This window comes from Kribbella sp. HUAS MG21 (assembly GCF_040254265.1).
GTDB lineage: Bacteria > Actinomycetota > Actinomycetes > Propionibacteriales > Kribbellaceae > Kribbella.
In genome coordinates, this window is the sequence record NZ_CP158165.1 from 2,515,444 (window position 1) to 2,531,662 (window position 16,219).

Annotated in this window: 14 protein-coding genes and 1 pseudogene; 8 read left to right on the forward strand and 7 right to left on the reverse strand. The window is 68.6% G+C overall.

Translation table 11 applies throughout. The features are described 5' to 3' along the window. Positions 1-8 precede the first annotated feature (8 nt). Positions 9-1,982, reverse strand: a complete 1,974-nt coding sequence (gene gyrB / locus ABN611_RS12180; RefSeq protein ID WP_350281631.1) for a DNA topoisomerase (ATP-hydrolyzing) subunit B — start codon at positions 1,980-1,982, stop codon at positions 9-11. A gap of 431 nt (positions 1,983-2,413) precedes the next feature. Between gyrB and ABN611_RS12185 the strand changes: the two genes are divergently transcribed. Genes ABN611_RS12185 through ABN611_RS12195 form a run of 3 tightly spaced genes read left to right on the forward strand, consistent with a single transcriptional unit; the run spans position 2,414 to position 4,208 of the window. Next, positions 2,414-3,052, forward strand: coding sequence for a hypothetical protein (locus tag ABN611_RS12185; protein ID WP_350279946.1), 639 nt, complete (start codon positions 2,414-2,416; stop codon positions 3,050-3,052). Further along, the gene (locus tag ABN611_RS12190) at positions 3,049-3,654 is read left to right on the forward strand and encodes a hypothetical protein (protein WP_350279947.1); all 606 of its coding nucleotides are present in this window, start codon (positions 3,049-3,051) and stop codon (positions 3,652-3,654) included. Before ABN611_RS12185 ends, ABN611_RS12190 begins: the two co-directional genes overlap by 4 nt. Continuing rightward, positions 3,651-4,208 (forward strand): hypothetical protein, encoded by a 558-nt coding sequence (locus ABN611_RS12195; RefSeq protein ID WP_350279948.1) that lies wholly within the window; start codon positions 3,651-3,653, stop codon positions 4,206-4,208. The genes ABN611_RS12190 and ABN611_RS12195 overlap by 4 nt, the downstream gene beginning before the upstream one ends. A 3-nt stretch (positions 4,209-4,211) precedes the next feature. Here the strand turns inward: ABN611_RS12195 and ABN611_RS12200 are convergent, their stop codons facing one another. The 6 genes from ABN611_RS12200 to dnaA all read right to left on the reverse strand — a co-directional run bounded on the left by ABN611_RS12200 (position 4,212) and on the right by dnaA (position 12,451). Continuing rightward, a complete protein-coding gene (locus ABN611_RS12200) occupies positions 4,212-5,555 on the reverse strand; it encodes a hypothetical protein (RefSeq protein WP_350279949.1) in 1,344 nt (447 codons plus the stop codon). Positions 5,556-5,603: 48 nt separating this feature from the next. Further along, positions 5,604-6,155, reverse strand: a complete 552-nt coding sequence (locus ABN611_RS12205; RefSeq protein ID WP_350279950.1) for a DciA family protein — start codon at positions 6,153-6,155, stop codon at positions 5,604-5,606. Next, positions 6,148-7,287: a DNA replication/repair protein RecF gene (gene recF / locus ABN611_RS12210; RefSeq protein WP_350279951.1), complete on the reverse strand. Its 1,140-nt coding sequence runs from the start codon at positions 7,285-7,287 to the stop codon at positions 6,148-6,150. The genes ABN611_RS12205 and recF overlap by 8 nt, the downstream gene beginning before the upstream one ends. 1 nt (position 7,288) lies before the next feature. Then, a complete protein-coding gene (gnd, locus tag ABN611_RS12215; RefSeq protein ID WP_350279952.1) occupies positions 7,289-8,212 on the reverse strand; it encodes a phosphogluconate dehydrogenase (NAD(+)-dependent, decarboxylating) in 924 nt (307 codons plus the stop codon). Between the two features lie 26 nt (positions 8,213-8,238). Further along, on the reverse strand, positions 8,239-9,384 hold the full coding sequence (gene dnaN, locus ABN611_RS12220; protein WP_350279953.1) for a DNA polymerase III subunit beta: 1,146 nt from the start codon (positions 9,382-9,384) through the stop codon (positions 8,239-8,241). 463 nt (positions 9,385-9,847) lie between these two features. Beyond that, positions 9,848-12,451, reverse strand: coding sequence for a chromosomal replication initiator protein DnaA (gene dnaA / locus ABN611_RS12225; RefSeq protein WP_350281632.1), 2,604 nt, complete (start codon positions 12,449-12,451; stop codon positions 9,848-9,850). Between the two features lie 1,120 nt (positions 12,452-13,571). Between dnaA and rpmH the strand changes: the two genes are divergently transcribed. From rpmH to ABN611_RS12250, 5 genes and pseudogenes are all read left to right on the forward strand, one after another. Continuing rightward, entirely contained in the window at positions 13,572-13,709 is a 138-nt protein-coding gene (gene rpmH, locus ABN611_RS12230) for a 50S ribosomal protein L34 (protein WP_130386492.1), read from the forward strand. Positions 13,710-13,736: 27 nt separating this feature from the next. After that, positions 13,737-14,078, forward strand: coding sequence for a ribonuclease P protein component (gene rnpA / locus ABN611_RS12235; RefSeq protein ID WP_350279954.1), 342 nt, complete (start codon positions 13,737-13,739; stop codon positions 14,076-14,078). Continuing rightward, complete coding sequence (gene yidD / locus ABN611_RS12240; RefSeq protein ID WP_167217919.1) at positions 14,078-14,389, forward strand: membrane protein insertion efficiency factor YidD; 312 nt, start codon at positions 14,078-14,080, stop codon at positions 14,387-14,389. The genes rnpA and yidD overlap by 1 nt, the downstream gene beginning before the upstream one ends. A gap of 66 nt (positions 14,390-14,455) precedes the next feature. Next, a pseudogene (gene yidC / locus ABN611_RS12245) lies at positions 14,456-15,376 on the forward strand (membrane protein insertase YidC); the annotation flags it as partial. A gap of 323 nt (positions 15,377-15,699) precedes the next feature. Beyond that, on the forward strand, positions 15,700-16,212 hold the full coding sequence (locus ABN611_RS12250) for a R3H domain-containing nucleic acid-binding protein (RefSeq protein ID WP_350281633.1): 513 nt from the start codon (positions 15,700-15,702) through the stop codon (positions 16,210-16,212). Positions 16,213-16,219: the final 7 nt, after the last annotated feature.

Genomic DNA, 16,219 nt, shown 5'->3' on the forward strand with positions numbered 1-16,219 from the left:
GGCGAGAATCAGATGTCGAGGAAGCGGACGTCCTTGGCGTTGCGCTGGATGAAACTGCGCCGCGCCTCGATGTCGTCGCCCATCAGCGTCTGGAACGTCTCGTCGGCGCGCACCGCGTCGTCGAGGGTGATCTGCAGCAGGACCCGGTTCGCCGGGTCCATGGTGGTCTCCCAGAGTTCGTTCGCGTTCATCTCGCCCAGACCCTTGTAGCGCTGGATCGGGTTCTCCTTGGGGAGCTTCTTGCCGGCCTCGGCGCCCGCCTCGAGGAGGCCGTCGCGCTCGCGGTCGGTGTAGGCCAGCTCGTGCGGCTGGTTGCTCCAGCGGATCTTGTACAGCGGCGGCTGCGCGGCGTACACGTGCCCGCGCTCGATCAGCGGCCGCATGAACCGGAACAGCAGGGTCAGCAGCAGGGTCCGGATGTGCTGGCCGTCGACGTCGGCGTCGGCCATGATCACGATCTTGTGGTACCTGAGCTTGTCCTCGTCGAAGTCCTCGTGGATGCCGGTGCCGAGCGCGGAGATGATCGCCTGCACCTCGTTGTTCTGCAGGACCTTGTCGATCCGGGCCTTCTCGACGTTCAGGATCTTGCCGCGGATCGGCAGGATGGCCTGGAACTTCGGGTCCCGGCCGCCCTTCGCGGAGCCGCCCGCCGAGTCACCCTCGACGATGTAGACCTCGCACTCCTCCGGGTTGGTCGACTGGCAGTCGGCCAGCTTGCCGGGCAGGCCGCCGCCGCCGAGCAGGCCCTTGCGGTTGCGGGCCAGGTCGCGGGCCTTGCGGGCCGCGATCCGGGCGCTCGCCGCGGCGCTCGCCTTGCGGACGATCTCGCGGCCCTCGGCCGGGTTCTGCTCGAACCAGGCGCCGAGCTTGTCGTTGACGACGCGCTGGACGAAGCCCTTGACCTCGGTGTTGCCGAGCTTGGTCTTGGTCTGGCCCTCGAACTGCGGCTCGCCGAGCTTGACCGAGATGATCGCGGTCAGGCCCTCCCGGATGTCGTCACCGGTGAGCCGGTCCTCCTTCTTCTTGATCATCCCCTGGTCCTCGCCGAACGAGTTGACCAGTGAGGTGAGCGCGGCCCGGAAGCCTTCCTCGTGGGTACCGCCCTCGTGGGTGTTGATCGCGTTCGCGAAGGTGTGCACGGACTCCTGGAACGAGCCGCTCCACTGCAGCGCGACCTCGAGGCTCATGCTGTTCTCCGAGGTGGCCGCCTCGAACGAGATCACGTCGCGGTGCACGGTCTCGCGGATACCGGTCAGGTACCGCACGTAGTCGACCAGGCCGTCGTCGTACTTGAACGACTGCTCGAGCGGGTTGCCGTCCTCGTCGGTGTGGTCCGGGCGCTCGTCCCGGATGACCAGCTCGAGGCCCTTGTTCAGGAAGGCGTACTCGCGGAACCGGGTGGCCAGCGTCTCGTAGGAGTACGTCGTGGTCTCGAAGACGTCCGGGTTCGCCCAGAACGTGACCGTGGTCCCGGTCGAGTCTGACGCGCCGAGCTCGGCGAGGTCGGCGTCCGGGACGCCCATCGAGAAGGACTGCGTGTACTCCTTGCCGCCCGTGTGCACGTCGACGCGGAGCCGGGTGGACAGCGCGTTCACCACGGAGACGCCGACGCCGTGCAGACCGCCGGACACCTTGTACCCGCCGCCGCCGAACTTGCCGCCGGCGTGCAGCACGGTCAGCACCACGGTGACGGCCGGCTTGCCCTCGGACTCGACGATGCCGACCGGGATGCCGCGGCCGTTGTCCTTGACGCTGACGCCGCCGTCGGCCAGCAGGGTGACGACGATGCGGTCGCAGTACCCCGCCATGGCCTCGTCCACCGCGTTGTCGACGACCTCGGTGACGAGGTGGTGCAGACCGCGCTCACCGGTGGACCCGATGTACATGCCCGGGCGCTTGCGGACCGCGTCCAGTCCCTCCAGGACCTGGATCGCGCTCGCGTCGTACTCCCGCTCGACGAGCGTCGAGGGGATCTCGTCCAGATCGCGTACGGCGGGATCACTGAGGCCGATGGGGTCGGCGGACTGGTTGGCGTCGATCTCGATCGGCTCGTCGGTCACCGGTGGTTGTCCTCCTCGGACCCCGCGTTCGCGAGGCATCGCGGCACAGTAGAGCCGCCCTCCACGGTGATGGCAGAGGTGCGGCTCGCTCTACACGCTCCATTCTACCCGTCGACCGAAGCAGAACCTGCCACCATCCGCCCGAAACTGTGGACAGGGCGTCTTTTCGCCCTCCTCGCCATGTCCCCTCTCGCGGGTGGGGGGCCGAAAAGCGCTCACGGGCATTCTGTGGCCTCCGGCCGTTTCGCCGCCGGGCGATCCGGCGGCCTCCGGTCCAGACCGGTCAGCCCGGCTCGGGGCGCCACGGACGACGGGTGCCCGGCGCGGACCCGCCGCCCTTTAGGATCGCAGCCGTGGAAAGTCTCGACGAGGTCATCGACGCGATGATCGCCGACCGGGTGATTCACCGGCATCGGCGCATCTGGCTGATCCTGATCGCCCTCGTCGTGGTGGCGGCGCTGGTGATCCTGGCCACCGGCGGCTGGAAAGAGAAGAAGGGCCGCACGGTGCCGACCCTGGACGCGCCGACCACGGTCACGGCCGGCCGGTTCGAGTTCACCTTCACCAAGGCCGAGATCGTCCGGAAGCCGAAGAAGGAGTACAGCGAGGCCGAGACCACGCTGCGGGTGTACTTCGACGTGAAGAACATCGACTCCGAGGAGCAGAAGAGCGAGTCGGTGGGCAACGACCTGCTCAGGTTCGTTCCGGGCGGCGGCGCCGACCTGATCGAGTCGAACGGCAGCACCTGCCACGGCGACCAGACCAGCTGGAAGCTCGTCTACGGGCTGCCGCCGGAGAGTTGCAGCACCAAGTTCGAGGTGGAGCCCGACTTCGCGGCCGACGTGGTCGAGATCGGCGTCCTCCAGGAGCACTACGAGGGCGACTACGCCACGCTCGGTGCCAACGAAGACCCGTACTGGCACAACGAGGACCCGGCCGCGGTGGTCCGGCTCAAGCCGACCGTCGTCGTCGACGACGGGAAGACCAGATGAAGCTGTACCGCCCCGCGACCGTCCTGATCGGCCTGCTCTTCGTGATGCTCGGCGGGCTGACCAGGCTGGCGACGCCCGAGAACGTGTACGACGAGCAGAACATCAAGGTCGTGCGCGGCACGATCGGCGAGGCGCTGCCGTACGCCGGCAGCGGGTCGACGGTCAAGGTGACCCGGGTCAAGTTCGCCCAGGCGGTGCTCGACGGGTCGGCCAGTGAGGACGAGAAGCCGATCGGTACCAACGGCATCTACGTCGCGGTCGAGTGGGACACCGTCCGCGGCGTGAAGAAGCCCGACACCTTCTACCCGGCGCTGGTCACCGACGGCGGCAGCTCCTACCAGGAGATCAACGGCCCGACCAACAGCAAGCTCGACTTCCCGGACGCCGGCTTCGCGAAGACCGGCTCGGTCGTGTTCGAGGTCAACCCGGCCGACCTGAAGGGCCTGACGCTGCGGCTCCGCCCGAGCATGCTGTTCAACGTGTACAACTCCGAGGTCCAGGTCGACCTCGGGGTCCCGACCGAGGAGATCGCTCAGCAGATGGTCGACGGCGCCGATCCGCAGTACGTCATCGAGCGCCCCGTCACCCGGGTGGCGTCGTGAGGACCGCGAGCCGCGCGAGCCGGCTGGTCGTCCAGGTCTCGATGCTGGTGGCGCTACTGGCCGTCGGCATGTTCGTCCTGCTCCAGCCGTACCTGAGCGACGACGAGCGGATTCACGAGGAGGGCCGGATCGACGAGGTCGTCAGCCAGGGCCCGGTGACGGTCCAGAGCATCGAGTGGAAGCTCGACTCGCTGAAGGCCTACTCGGCGCTGGTCGACGAGGAGGGCGAGGAGATCAAGGTCGACGCGCCCGCCGGCTCGGTGATCGTCGTCGCCGCGTTCACGGTCACGCCGCGGAAGGGCCTGATGCTCAAGGAGCGGGGATTCAGCTGCGAGGCCAAGCTGGTCGACGACAAGGGCAACATCTGGGACGACCAGCTCGTGAGCGGCTACACGCTGCCGACGTACTGCGCCGACAACGACCACCCGCACACGATGGACAAGCCGGGCAAGGTCGCCCAGGTGTACGTCGTACCGAAGAGCAGCGTCCCACACCTGACCGGCGTCACCGTCGAGGACTTCTACATCCACCGACGGGTTCTGATCACTCCCTGACCCTCAGACGGTCGCAGGGGTCGGCTGGTCGGCGGTTGGCTGTGCCTTGGCCTGCGCCGCGGCGGCGGCCTCCGCCCGGCGCTCGGTGCCGACCGAGATGCACAGGTCGAACGCGGCTGCCAGGAGCGCGATCCGCAGCGGCTCGAAGAGCAGCCCTCTGACCAGCATGGCGATCTCGTGGTTCATCAGGCCCCAGTACTGCCCGTGGACGCCGAGCAACCGCTGGACCACGACGAACGCCCACTCGTCGCCGAGCAGCCAGAACGTGTAGACCATGCAAACGACGCCGAGGAACACCGGCCCGACGCGGACCAGCAGCCGGAATGCGTTGAGCGTCGGGTAGAACTTCTCCCGCAGACCGCCCAGCACCAGATCCGGCGCCTTGTAGGTGAGCCCGGCGATCCGGCCGCGCTGCGGCGTCTCCGCCGCGGCCTGCCCGCCGAGCCGGCGCTCGAGGCGGGTACCGCGAAGGACACCGCCGCTGGAGAGGACGCGGTGACCGAAGACGACGGTCGTGATCGCGAGCCAGGTGAGCGGCTCGGCCACGCCCAGCTTGAACAACGGCCAGAGCGACTCCCAGAAGAAGCCCCAGAGGAACTCGATACCGGCCGGGACCGGGATGTTGATCTTGTCGAAGAAGTCCTTGACGCCGTCCCACCAGTCCACGGACCAGTACCAGAAGCTGCGGTCCTTGAACCACTCCTGGCCCTCGCGGATCGCGAACGGCGTGATCACGACGGTGAGCAGCACGAAGAAGGACTCCGCCCAGACCTGCGCAAACTTCACGGGCCGGCTGGGCCAGCGGTCGTCGATCGCCTGCAGGACCCGGCGCAGCACCAGCAGGATGATGAGCGCGGGCAGGTAGTTGTGCCAGCTGTGGATACCGACCTTGAAGAACCCGGAGCCGGGCTGCAGGCCGTTCTGGACCAGGAACGTCGCGCTCAGCTGGCTGACCTGCTCGTCGAAGAACCCCCAGGCCGACCACACCGCGACCAACGGCAGCAGTGTGACTGCCAGCAGCTCCAGCAGCCCGCGCTGCGTCGGATCCGACGTCTCCTCGGCCTCGTCGCTCGCCGCGTCCCGCCAGCGGTACAGCGACATGGCACAGGTCCGGATCATGCCGACGGCCGCGGTGATCTGCAGCAGTACGCCGACCGCGAACAGACCGGTCCCGAGACTCGAGTGCTGATGCCAGGCCAGCCAGATCGCGCCCTGCGAGCACACCGTGAAACCCACGAAACCCGCCAACCACCAGGTGGTCATGGGCAGCAGGTTCTTCCACCAGAGCCGGAACGTATCCCCGATCAGGTGGACCATCTCGCGAAAGCCGTCAACTAGCGCACGCATCGCGCCCGATCCTAGGGGAGCGCCGGGTCCTCCCAGCAATCCAGGCGGCTATCCGTAGGTGTCGCGGGGGCCGCGGCCGCCGCGGACGGTGCGGGGGCCCTTGCGCCAGCTGGGGGTGTGGGGGCCCTGGACGTTGACGACCGTGACGGTGCCTTCGCCGAGTTCGGCGTTCAGGCGGCGGACCAGGTCGGGGGCCAGCAGTTTCAGCTGGGTGGCCCATGCCGTCGACGACGTACGGACGGTCAGCACCGTGTCGTCGTACGACTCCGGCTTGCAGTGTTCGGCCATCTCGGGGCCGACGATCGACGGCCAGCGCGCCATCACGCCGTGAACGGCGACGTCGACCTCCCAGCCCTGGTCGCGCATCAGCCGACCGAGCGTGTTCGTCAGGCGCTGCGGGTCGCGGTCGTCGGGGCGGGCGCTGCTGATCTGGGCGCCGTCGATACGCGGCCGGCGACGGCGCTTGACCGGCTTGAAGCCGCCCTTCGCCGCCTGCTGCTTGAGCCGGCCGGCCAGCGACTTGGCCAGTTCCAGCCCCTGCTTGTCGTGCTCGACCTCGCTCTCGGGGCCGCTCTCGGAGGAATCCGGGGGGTCAGCCACGCTGAACGACCCCCTCACCCACCTCGAAGCGCGCCCCGCTGAGCTCAGCGGGCACGTCCGCCCCGACCGCGGCGGTCACCAGCACCTGCTCCGCCGGCGCCACCAGCTCCGCCAACCGGTCCCGCCGCTGCGAGTCCAGCTCGGCGAACACGTCGTCGAGGATCAGCACCGGCTCGCCGCCGTCCGCGCGGAGCAGTTCGTACGACGCCAGCCGCAGCGCGAGCGCGAACGACCAGGACTCGCCGTGACTGGCGTACCCCTTCGCGGGCAGGTCCCCGAGGCCGAGTACGACGTCGTCGCGGTGCGGGCCCACCAACGACACCCCGCGCTCGAGCTCGTCCTGCCGCTTCTCCCGTACGGCGGCCAGCAGCACGTCCTCCAGTTGCTCCCGCGACGCCACGCCCGGCTCGAGCACCACCGAGGACTTGTACTCCAGCCGCGCGTCACCCTTGCCGCGGGCAACAGCGTCGTACGAGCTGGAGACCAGCGGCCGCAGCGCCTCCAGCAGCTCCAGCCGGGTCGCCAGCAGCTCGGCGCCGGTGCGCGCGAGGTGCGAGTCCCAGACCTCGAGCGTGCGCAGCTGCCCCTCGGCGGCGCTCGACCGGTTCTGCCGGCGCGCCTGCGAGGCGCTGCGCAGCAACGAGTTCCGTTGCTTCAGCACCCGGTCGTAGTCCTGCCGGACGCCGGCCATCCGCGGCGCGCGCAGCGTGAGCAGCTCGTCCAGGAACCGGCGGCGTTCGGACGGATCGCCCTTTACCAGCGCCAGGTCCTCCGGCGCGAACAGCACCGTCCGGAGCAGACCGAGCACTTCCCGTGGCCGCGGCACCGGCGACCGGTTGACCCGGGCCCGGTTCGCCTTCCCCGGATTGATCTCCAGCTCGACGACCACGTCCCGGTCGTACTGGCTGCGGATCTCGGTCCGGACGATCGCCCGGGTGGCGCCGGCCCGCACCAGCGGTGCGTCGTTCGCCACCCGGTGCGAGCCGAGCGTCGCGGTGTAGTGGATCGCCTCGACCAGGTTCGTCTTGCCGTGGCCGTTCGGGCCCACGAAGGCCGTCACGCCCGGAGCGAGCCGGACCTCCGCCTCCCGGTACGAGCGGAAGTCGATCAGGCCAAGGGCGGTGACGTACACCTCAGTGCTTGGTCGGAGGCGTCGCGTACGACGGATCGGCCGACTCGGCGCCCTTCACGGCGTGGCCGCCGAACTGGTTGCGCATCGCGGCGATCGCCTTCATCGCCGGCGAGTCCTCCTGCCGGGACGCGAACCGCGCGAACAGCGACGCGGCGATGGCCGGCACCGGTACGGCGTTGTCGATCGCCGCCTCGACCGTCCACCGGCCCTCGCCGGAGTCCTCGGCGTACCCGCGGATCTTGTCCAGGTGGGTGTCTTCCTTGAGCGCGTTCACCATCAGGTCGAGCAGCCAGGACCGGATCACGGTGCCCTCGCGCCAGGACTCGAACGTCTCCGGCACGTTGTCCACGACGTCCGCGGCCTCGAGCAGCTCGAAACCCTCGGCGTACGCCTGCATGATCGCGTACTCGATGCCGTTGTGGACCATCTTGCTGAAGTGCCCGGCGCCGACCTTGCCGGCGTGCACGAACCCGAACTCGCCTTCCGGCTTGAGCGCCTCGAAGATCGGCATCAGCGTCGCGACCGTCTCGTTGTCACCGCCGCACATCAGCGCGTAGCCGTTCTCCAGGCCCCAGACGCCGCCGGACACCCCGCAGTCGACGAACTTGATGTCCTTCTCGGCCAGTTGCGCGGCCCGCCGGGTGTCGTCGGTCCAGCGGCTGTTGCCGCCGTCGATGACGATGTCGCCGGGGGAGAGCAGCTCGGCGAGCTCGGTGATGACCGGATCGATGGCCTGGACCGGCACCATCACCCAGACGACCTTCGGCTGGTCGCCGGCGGTCAGCTTGCCGACCATGTCGGCGAGATCCTTGGCGTCGGAGATGTCCTGGTTGTGGTCGAACCCGACCACGGTGTGGCCTGCGTTGCGGATCCGCTGGCGCATGTTGCCGCCCATCTTGCCGAGACCGACAAGGCCGAGCTCCATCGTGAATCCCCTTGTTCTGTTGGCTTTCAGCTGTTCAGGCGGACCGGCATCAGCACGTACCGGAACTCGCTGATCGGTTCACCGTCGAAGTCCGTGACACCGGTCAGTTCGGCCGGCTTCGTCGCCTGCGTGAAGGCCAGGTGCGCGACCGGCGTACCGATCGCGTTCAGGCCGTCGAGCAGGTACGTCGGGTTGAAGCCGACGGTCACGGCGTCACCGGAGACCCGGGCCTCGAGCGACTCGGACGCCTGCGCCTCGTCACCGCTGCCGGCGTCGAGGGTCACGCTGTCGTCCTCGAACGTCAGCCGGACCGGCGCGTTGCGCTCGGCCACCAGCGCGACCCGCTTGACCGCCTCGACGAGCGTGGCGGTGTCGATCCGCACGCGGGTGGCGATCGACGCGTCGGTCGGGATGATGCCGCGGACCTTCGGGAACTCGCCGTCCAGCAGCCGGGTGGTGGCGCGCCGGTTGCCACCGGACACTTCACCCTCGAAGCCGACGATGCCGTCGCCGGTCCCCGGAGCGGCCAGCGAGACGATCACGTCGGAACCGGTCATCGCCTTCGCGGTCTCGGACAGCACCCGGGCCGGCACCAGCGCGGCCGCGGACGCGTCAGGGGACTGCGGGTTCCACTCGAGCTCGCGGATCGCCAGCCGGTAGCGGTCGGTGGCCAGCAGGGAGATCGTGGAGCCCTCGATCTCGACCCGCACACCGGTCAGCACCGGCAGCGTGTCCTCGCGACCGGCCGCGGTCACCACCTGGGAGACGGCCTGGGCGAACACGTCGGCCTTCACCGTGCCGCTGGCGGCCGGGAGCTCCGGCAGGGCCGGATATTCCTCGGTGGGAAGCGTCTGGAGCGTGAACCGGGAACTGCCACAGGTGACCTGTGCCTTGGCGCCGTCGACGGCGACGTCCACGGGCTGGTTCGGAAGGCTCTTGGAGATATCGGCGACGAGCCGGCCGGAGATCAGGCACTTGCCCGCGTCGGCCACCTGCGCGGGCACGGTGACCCGCACCGAGGTCTCGTAGTCGAAGCCGGACAGGGTGATCTGCCCGTCCTCGGCCTCGACCAGCAGGCCGGCAAGGATCGGGACGCTGGGACGACTGGGCAAACTGCGCGCCGCCCAGGCCACCGACTCGGCCAGTACGTCGCGCTCGACGCGAAACTTCACCGCTGGGTGCCTCCTGTTTCGGCTGTGTGCCAGGCAGATCCTGCCACGGACAAGTGTGCTGTGCGCCCATCGGGCCTGACGTGGCGCTCCGGGCGGGTCGCGTCGGCGTCGTTGCGGTCCTGCCGCGAACGCGTGCTCGCGGTGTTCCGGGACCAGCCTGACAGGTCCCGCAAGCCGGCGCGAGATCGGGGTTTTCCCCAGATCGGGCCGCACGATCGATTTGTGGCCTTCGAGACCTCTACAGATTCCATAGTGTTCTTCGCACCGGTGGATACTGTGGAAAAGCGCCGACTTCGCAGGTCAGAGCCCGAATTGCCGTGTGGATGCCGTGTGGACGGCGCTCGCTTCGTCTGCGGACGGCCGTGGACGGCGAAATCTGTCCCCACAGCGAATCCACACCCCGAGCGGGGCTTTCCACGGCGATACCCACAGTTTTCCACAGCTGTGTCCCCAGCCTGTGTGGTTACTGCTGCTTGGCTTGGTGCTTGATCCGGTTGGTCAGTTCGGTGACCTGGTTGAAGACGCTGCGGCGCTCCGACATCAGCTGCCGGATCTTCCGCTCGGCGTGCATCACGGTCGTGTGATCGCGGCCGCCGAACTGCTGCCCGATCTTCGGCAGCGACAGATCCGTCAGCTCGCGGCACAGATACATGGCGATCTGGCGCGCGGTCACCAGCACCCGGCTCCGGCTCGATCCGCAGAGGTCGTCGATCGACAGTCCGAAGTACGACGCGGTCTGGCCCATGATCATGCTGGCCGTCACCTCGGGCTTGCTGCCCTCGGGGATCAGGTCCTTGAGGACGATCTCGGCGAGGCTCAGGTCGACGGGCTGCCGGTTCAGGCTGGCGAACGCGGTGACCCGGATCAGGGCGCCCTCGAGTTCACGGATGTTCGTCTGCACCTTCGACGCGATGAACTCCAGCACCTCCGGCGGCGCGGTCAGCCGCTCGGTCGCGGCCTTCTTCCGGAGGATCGCGATCCGGGTCTCGAGGTCCGGCGGCTGGATGTCGGTGATCAGGCCCCACTCGAACCGGTTCCGCAGCCGGTCCTCCAGCGCCTCCAGACGCTTCGGCGCGCGGTCGGAGCTGATCACGATCTGCTTGTTCGCGTTGTGCAGCGTGTTGAACGTGTGGAAGAACTCTTCCTGGGTCTGGATCTTGCCTTCCAGGAACTGGATGTCGTCGATCAGCAGGACGTCGACGTCGCGGTACCGGCGCTGGAACTGGGACGCCTTGTCGTCGCGGATCGCGTTGATGAAGTCGTTGGTGAACTCTTCGCTGGAGACGTACCGGACGCGGGCTCCGGTGTAGAGGCTGCGCACGTAGTGCCCGATCGCGTGCAGCAGGTGGGTCTTGCCGAGCCCGGAGTCGCCGTAGATCAGCTGCGGGTTGTACGCCTTGCCCGGCGCCTCGGCGACCGCGACGGCGGCCGCGTGCGCGAACCGGTTCGAGCTGCCGATGACGAAGGTCTCGAAGGTGTACTTCGGGTTGAGCCGAGCTTCGCCCTGCGCTTCGGTGGCCGGCTGCGAGGAACCGTTCGGAGGCGGCGCGACCGAACCGAGCGGCTGGCCGAACGTCTGCTGCTGCTCGTAGTGCTGCGGGGCCTGGTCCTGGCGCTGGTTGAACTGCTGGCCGTTGTCCGGGTCGGTCAGCGCGGACTGGATCGTCGGCTGGTAGGCGCCGTCGGTGCGGAGCGGCTCGCGTACTGGCGGCTGGACGTGCTGCTGCGGCTGGTGCTGTTGGTGATGCTGCACCGGCTGCTGTGGGTAGGGCTGCTGGTGTTGCTGTGGAGCTTGCTGGTGCGCCTGCTGCTGGGGCTGGTGCTGCTGGTGCTGCGGCTGGTGCTGTTGCGGGGCCGGCTGCTGGGCTGCCTGCTGCTGCTCGCGGAGTTCCGGGTCGAGGGACGGGTCGACGGTGACGGCGATCCGGATGTCGCGGCCGAAGCTCTCGGTGAGGATCCGCTCGAGGTCCGGGCGGAGCCGCGTCTCCAGCTGCCCGCGGGTGAAGTCGTCCGGTACGGCGACGATCGCGGTGCTCTCGTGCAGCGTCACCGGGCGCGAGTTGGTCAGCCAGGCACGCTGATTCGGCGGCAGGCCTGCCAGCACGCGCCGCCATGCCTCACCCAGATCAGTAACGGCAGGCGCCACCTCCGTCACCCGCGGCTGCTGCGCCACGCTCTGCTGAGCAACCGCCTGCTGATGCACCTGCTGCTGAAACCCCTGCGGCTGGACGACCTGCTGATGCGGGGCCTGCTGATGCGAGGTCTGCTGAGCAGCCTGCTGCTGCGAGTTCTCCTGCGTGGCCGGCTGCGGCGTGTGCTGCTGGGCGTGCTGCTGAATGGGCTGCTGGTGGACCTGCTGCTGAGGCGCTGGCTGGTGCGAAGACTGCTGCTGAAACGCCGGTTGCTCGGGCGCCGGCGATTGCTGCGGCTGCTCGTGGACATGCGGCTGCGGCGCCGTCTGCTCGTTGGCTTGCTGGGAAGGCTGCTGCTGCGGAGCCAGTTGCTCTTGCAGCTGCTGCTCCTGCGGCTGCCCTTGAGGCTGGCGCTCTGGTGGCTGCTGCTCGGCCAGGTGCTGTTCAGGCAGGGGGAGCTGATCCGTCAGGGGGAGCTGGTCCGGCAGCGGGAGCTGATCCGGAGCTGGCAGCTCGGCCTGAGGTTCTGCCTGCGGCTGCTCGACGTGCGCCGGCTCCGAGGGCTGCTGCTCGGTAGCGGGCTGCTGGGCGGACCTGTCGTCCGGTGACCACTGGTTCATGGCTGTGTCGTCCACACGTGCCTCGCCCTCGTTCGGTACCGAACCAGCTCCGTCGGCGCTGCCAGTACCCCATTCCTGCGGACCCCAGGCGTTCCCCGCCGTGTCGGGGTAGCGGTGATTTCCGACAGCCGGCGCCGCACCGAAGTACGACGTACCAGCAGCGGGCATCGGAGGACCGGCCGGAAGATCCGTCGCCGCACGCTCGAGCTCCGACCGGTACCCGTACGCCGCCGGCGGCGCGGGACGGTACCCGGCCCCCGGGGGCTCAGGCATCGGAATCGGCAGCGAAGGACTCAAATAGTCCCCCGGATCCATCCGCGGCCCCGGCGCCTGCTCGGCCCCGGCCCGCCCGTACGACTGCGCCTCGCCTAGCAACTGGCCCTGCGACCGCGCCTCGCCTTGCGACCGCGCCTCGCCTTGCGACTGCTCCTCGCGCCGCGACTGCGACTCGCCGCGCGACTGCGAATCGCCCTGCGCCGTGGCTGGAAGATCGGAGTGAGTCAGCGGCTCGCCGGCGGACGGAACCTCGGAGCCGGCGAACGGCCCGTGGGCAACTGGAGCGTCGGACCTGGCCAGCGACTCACGAGCAGCCGGAGCCTCGGACCCGGCCAGCGGTTCGCGGGCACCTGGAACCTCAGGCCGGGTGATCGGCTCCTGCTGCGCCGGAAGCTCAGACCGGAGTGGTTCGCGGGTGGGGGGAACCTCGGTGCGGAAGTTCGCGGCCGGTTCGGGGCGGATGTCGGTGCCGGGCTCGGGTCGCAGGTCCTGTGGGCCGTCGGCCGGGTTGCGGTACTCGGCTGCGGTGAATTCCACCGGTGTGAATTCCGCACTGGCGGAATGGTCCTCGACCACGCGTTGCTCCCCGAATCCATCGCTACGGTGGCCGGCGCGTTCCGGGTGATCCGGGCGGCGCGACCGTTCGACCCGACACCGTGCGGCCACTGTCCACAACGGTTGTCCACAGATGTGAACGACCGCCGGAGCAGGTTGGTTACCGATCGCGGGGTGTGGGACCTCTGGTGTGAGGGAGTGACGCTAACAAGTTCGCGTGGCCACCTTCAAGCCGTCATCCACAGGCTATGAACAGGAAATTGGGGGCAACCTGCGGCGTGTCGGGTAGACGCCGGAGCGTAGTCATGGTTGGCGATCGCTCTCCGTCGCGGTCCGGTCCGGACAGTGACGGCTTCGGTGTCCACCGGTTGCCCACTACCCTGTCCACAAGCCTGTGGAAAAGTCTGGGGATACCCGGTTTGACCTGTCCACAGGGAGCCACGTACCGTGGATCGGTCGGTGTTGAGCCGGCCGTTTCGTGCTGCGCTCCCTGCGGGACCTCTCCTCTGGTTCTCCGACGGTGTGCAGGACTGCACCAACGGACAGGTCCAATCAGTGGATTTGTCGACAAATTTTGTGATCTCGAGTAACCGGAGTCATTCCAGTGAGCAAGCGGACGTTCCAGCCGAACAACCGTCGTCGGCACAAGAAGCACGGCTTCCGTCTTCGGATGCGCACCCGTGCGGGTCGTGCGATCATCGCCGCCCGCCGTGGCAAGGGTCGCCAGCGCCTCGCGGCCTGAGCGCCCCACTCGTTCGGTGACCACCTCGTGTTGCCCGCGTCGAACCGGTTACGCCGGTCCGACGACTTCCGCCGCGCCGTCCGGTCCGGACGGCGCGCGGCGCGACGCGCGGTGGTCCTTCACGTGCTGGTGGAGGACGGCCGGACCGGCCCTCCGCTGGTCGGGTTCGTTGTGAACAAGGCGGTGGGCAACGCGGTTCTGCGGAACCGGGTCCACCGCCGTCTGCGTGCTGTCCTGGCGACCCGCCTCGCGGATCTGCCGGCCGGCAGCCTGACCGTCGTCCGCGCCCTCCCGTCGTCCGCCTCGGCGTCGTACGACGAGCTGGTCGCGGACGTCGACGGCGCCCTGCGCAAGACCCTGAAGTCATGATGCGGTTCAATCCCGTGCGGAGCGGGATCATCGGTTTCCTGAAGCTGTACCGCCTGCTGATCAGTCCGATGTACGGGCAGGTGTGCAGGTTCTACCCGAGTTGTTCGGCGTACGCCCTGGAGGCGGTCGAGCGCCACGGTGCGGTGCGCGGTAGCTGGCTGGCGATGAGGCGACTCATCCGCTGCCACCCGTGGAACCCCGGAGGCTACGACCCCGTTCCACCCAAAGATGTCGACCAGCGCGGAGAGTCCCTCTCCGCCAACCAGCCCGGATCGTCAGCCGACGCCGGGCCTGTGCAGCGAGGTGTGTGAGTGACTCTTCTGGCCATCCCCGGGCTCGCGGTGTGGGACGGAATCGTAGACCTGTTCAACACGGTCATGACGCCCCTGTACTGGGCCGTGTCCGCGCTGCTGGTCGGCTGGCACTGGCTGCTCGGCCAGGTGCTCGACCCGAACGGCGGCTGGGCCTGGGCGCTGTCGATCGCCGGCCTGACGATCGTCATCCGGACCCTGCTGATCCCGCTGTTCGTCCGGCAGATCCGCTCCAGCCGGAACATGCAGCTGCTGCAGCCCAAAATGAAGGAGCTGCAGAAGAAGTACGGCCACGACCGGGAGAAGCTCGGTCAGGAAATGATGAAGCTGTACAAGGAGACCGGGACCAACCCGTTCTCCTCGTGCCTTCCGCTGCTGCTCCAGTCGCCGGTCTTCCTGGCCCTGTTCCGGGTGCTGGACGGCGCCTCGAAGGGTGAGGCGCACAGCAGCGTCATCGCGCCGCACGTCGAGTCGCTGCGGCACGCCAAGATCTTCGGCGCGGAGATCTCGCAGACCTTCCTGAGGGCGAACGGCGACGGCTCCGCGAACGTCAAGGTCGTCGCGGTCGTGCTGATCATCCTGATGACGGCGACGATGTTCATCACGCAACTGCAGCTGATGCGGAAGAACATGCCGAAGGAGGCCCTCGAGGGCCAGGCCGCGCAGATGCAGAAGATCATGCTGTACGTCTTCCCGATCTTCTTCCTGATCGGTGGCTTCAACTTCCCGATCGGTGTGCTGATCTACTGGTTCGTCTCGAACGTCTGGACCATGGGCCAGCAGTTCTACGTGATCCGCCGCAACCCGGCCCCGGGCACACCGGCGTACGACGCGATGCAGGCCCGGAAGCGCGAGCAGAACCTGCGCCACGGCCGCCCGGCCGACGAGAACGTTCCGGGCACCGGCGACGCCGACACGGAGACCACCACGGACCGGCGCCCGGCGCAGCGGCAGCAGCCGAAGCGGCAGTCGCGGAGTGACCGGAAGACCGGCGGCCCGGCGACGGGTGGCTCGGCCTCGTCGAGCAACGGACAGCCGTCCGCGACGGATGCCGAGGACGCGGCGCCGAAGCAGGATGCGCCCAAGAAGACTCAGGCCGGTGCTGCCAAGAAGCAGCCGGCCGGCAAGAAGGGTACGTCGGCCAAGCGCCAGCCCGCGGCGAAGTCGGCCGCGCAGAAGAAGGCGGCGCAGAAGCGGTCGGGCGGCTCGCGCTGACCCGGTGCGCCGCAGTTCCCCTTTCTGCTTGTGAATGACCCGGGTCCCCGTGGGGCGGATCTCGAAATTGTGAAGGAGTAGCCGTGACCGACGGCATGCAGAACACCGACACGGCGGAGCAGTCCGCCGGCCCGAAGAACTCCGCCGAGGAGCGCTTGAAGGCGCTCGAGGCGGAGAGCGACATCGCGGCCGACTACCTCGAGGAACTGCTCGACATCGCCGACCTGGACGGCGACATCGACATGGACATCGACGGCGACCGCGCCGCGGTCTCGATCGTCGGCGCCGAACTGAACAACCTCGTCGGCGAGAACGGCAAAGTGCTGGAGGCGCTCCAGGAGCTGACCCGGCTGGCCGTGTACCGCGAGACCGGCGAGCGCTCGCGGCTGATGCTCGACGTGTCCAACTACCGCGCCAACCGGAAGGCCGAGCTCGAAGAGGTCGGGCGGAAGGCCGTCGAGGAAGCCAGGGCGTCCGGCACCCCGGTCCGCCTGGACCCGATGACCCCGTTCGAGCGCAAGGTCGTCCACGACGTCGTCGCGGCCGCCGGCCTCACCTCGGAGTCCGAGGGTGAGGAGCCCCGCCGCCGCGTGGTGGTCCAGCCATGACGATGCT

Coding starts and splice junctions, on each gene's coding strand:
- ABN611_RS12190 (WP_350279947.1), top strand. CDS start 3,049: ATGAAGCTGTACCGCCCCGCGACCGTCCTGATCGGCCTGCTCTTCGTG.
- ABN611_RS12250 (WP_350281633.1), top strand. CDS start 15,700: ATGCAGAACACCGACACGGCGGAGCAGTCCGCCGGCCCGAAGAACTCC.
- gnd (WP_350279952.1), bottom strand. CDS start 8,212: ATGGAGCTCGGCCTTGTCGGTCTCGGCAAGATGGGCGGCAACATGCGC.
- dnaA (WP_350281632.1), bottom strand. CDS start 12,451: ATGGATCCGGGGGACTATTTGAGTCCTTCGCTGCCGATTCCGATGCCT.
- ABN611_RS12200 (WP_350279949.1), bottom strand. CDS start 5,555: ATGCGTGCGCTAGTTGACGGCTTTCGCGAGATGGTCCACCTGATCGGG.
- yidD (WP_167217919.1), top strand. CDS start 14,078: ATGCGGTTCAATCCCGTGCGGAGCGGGATCATCGGTTTCCTGAAGCTG.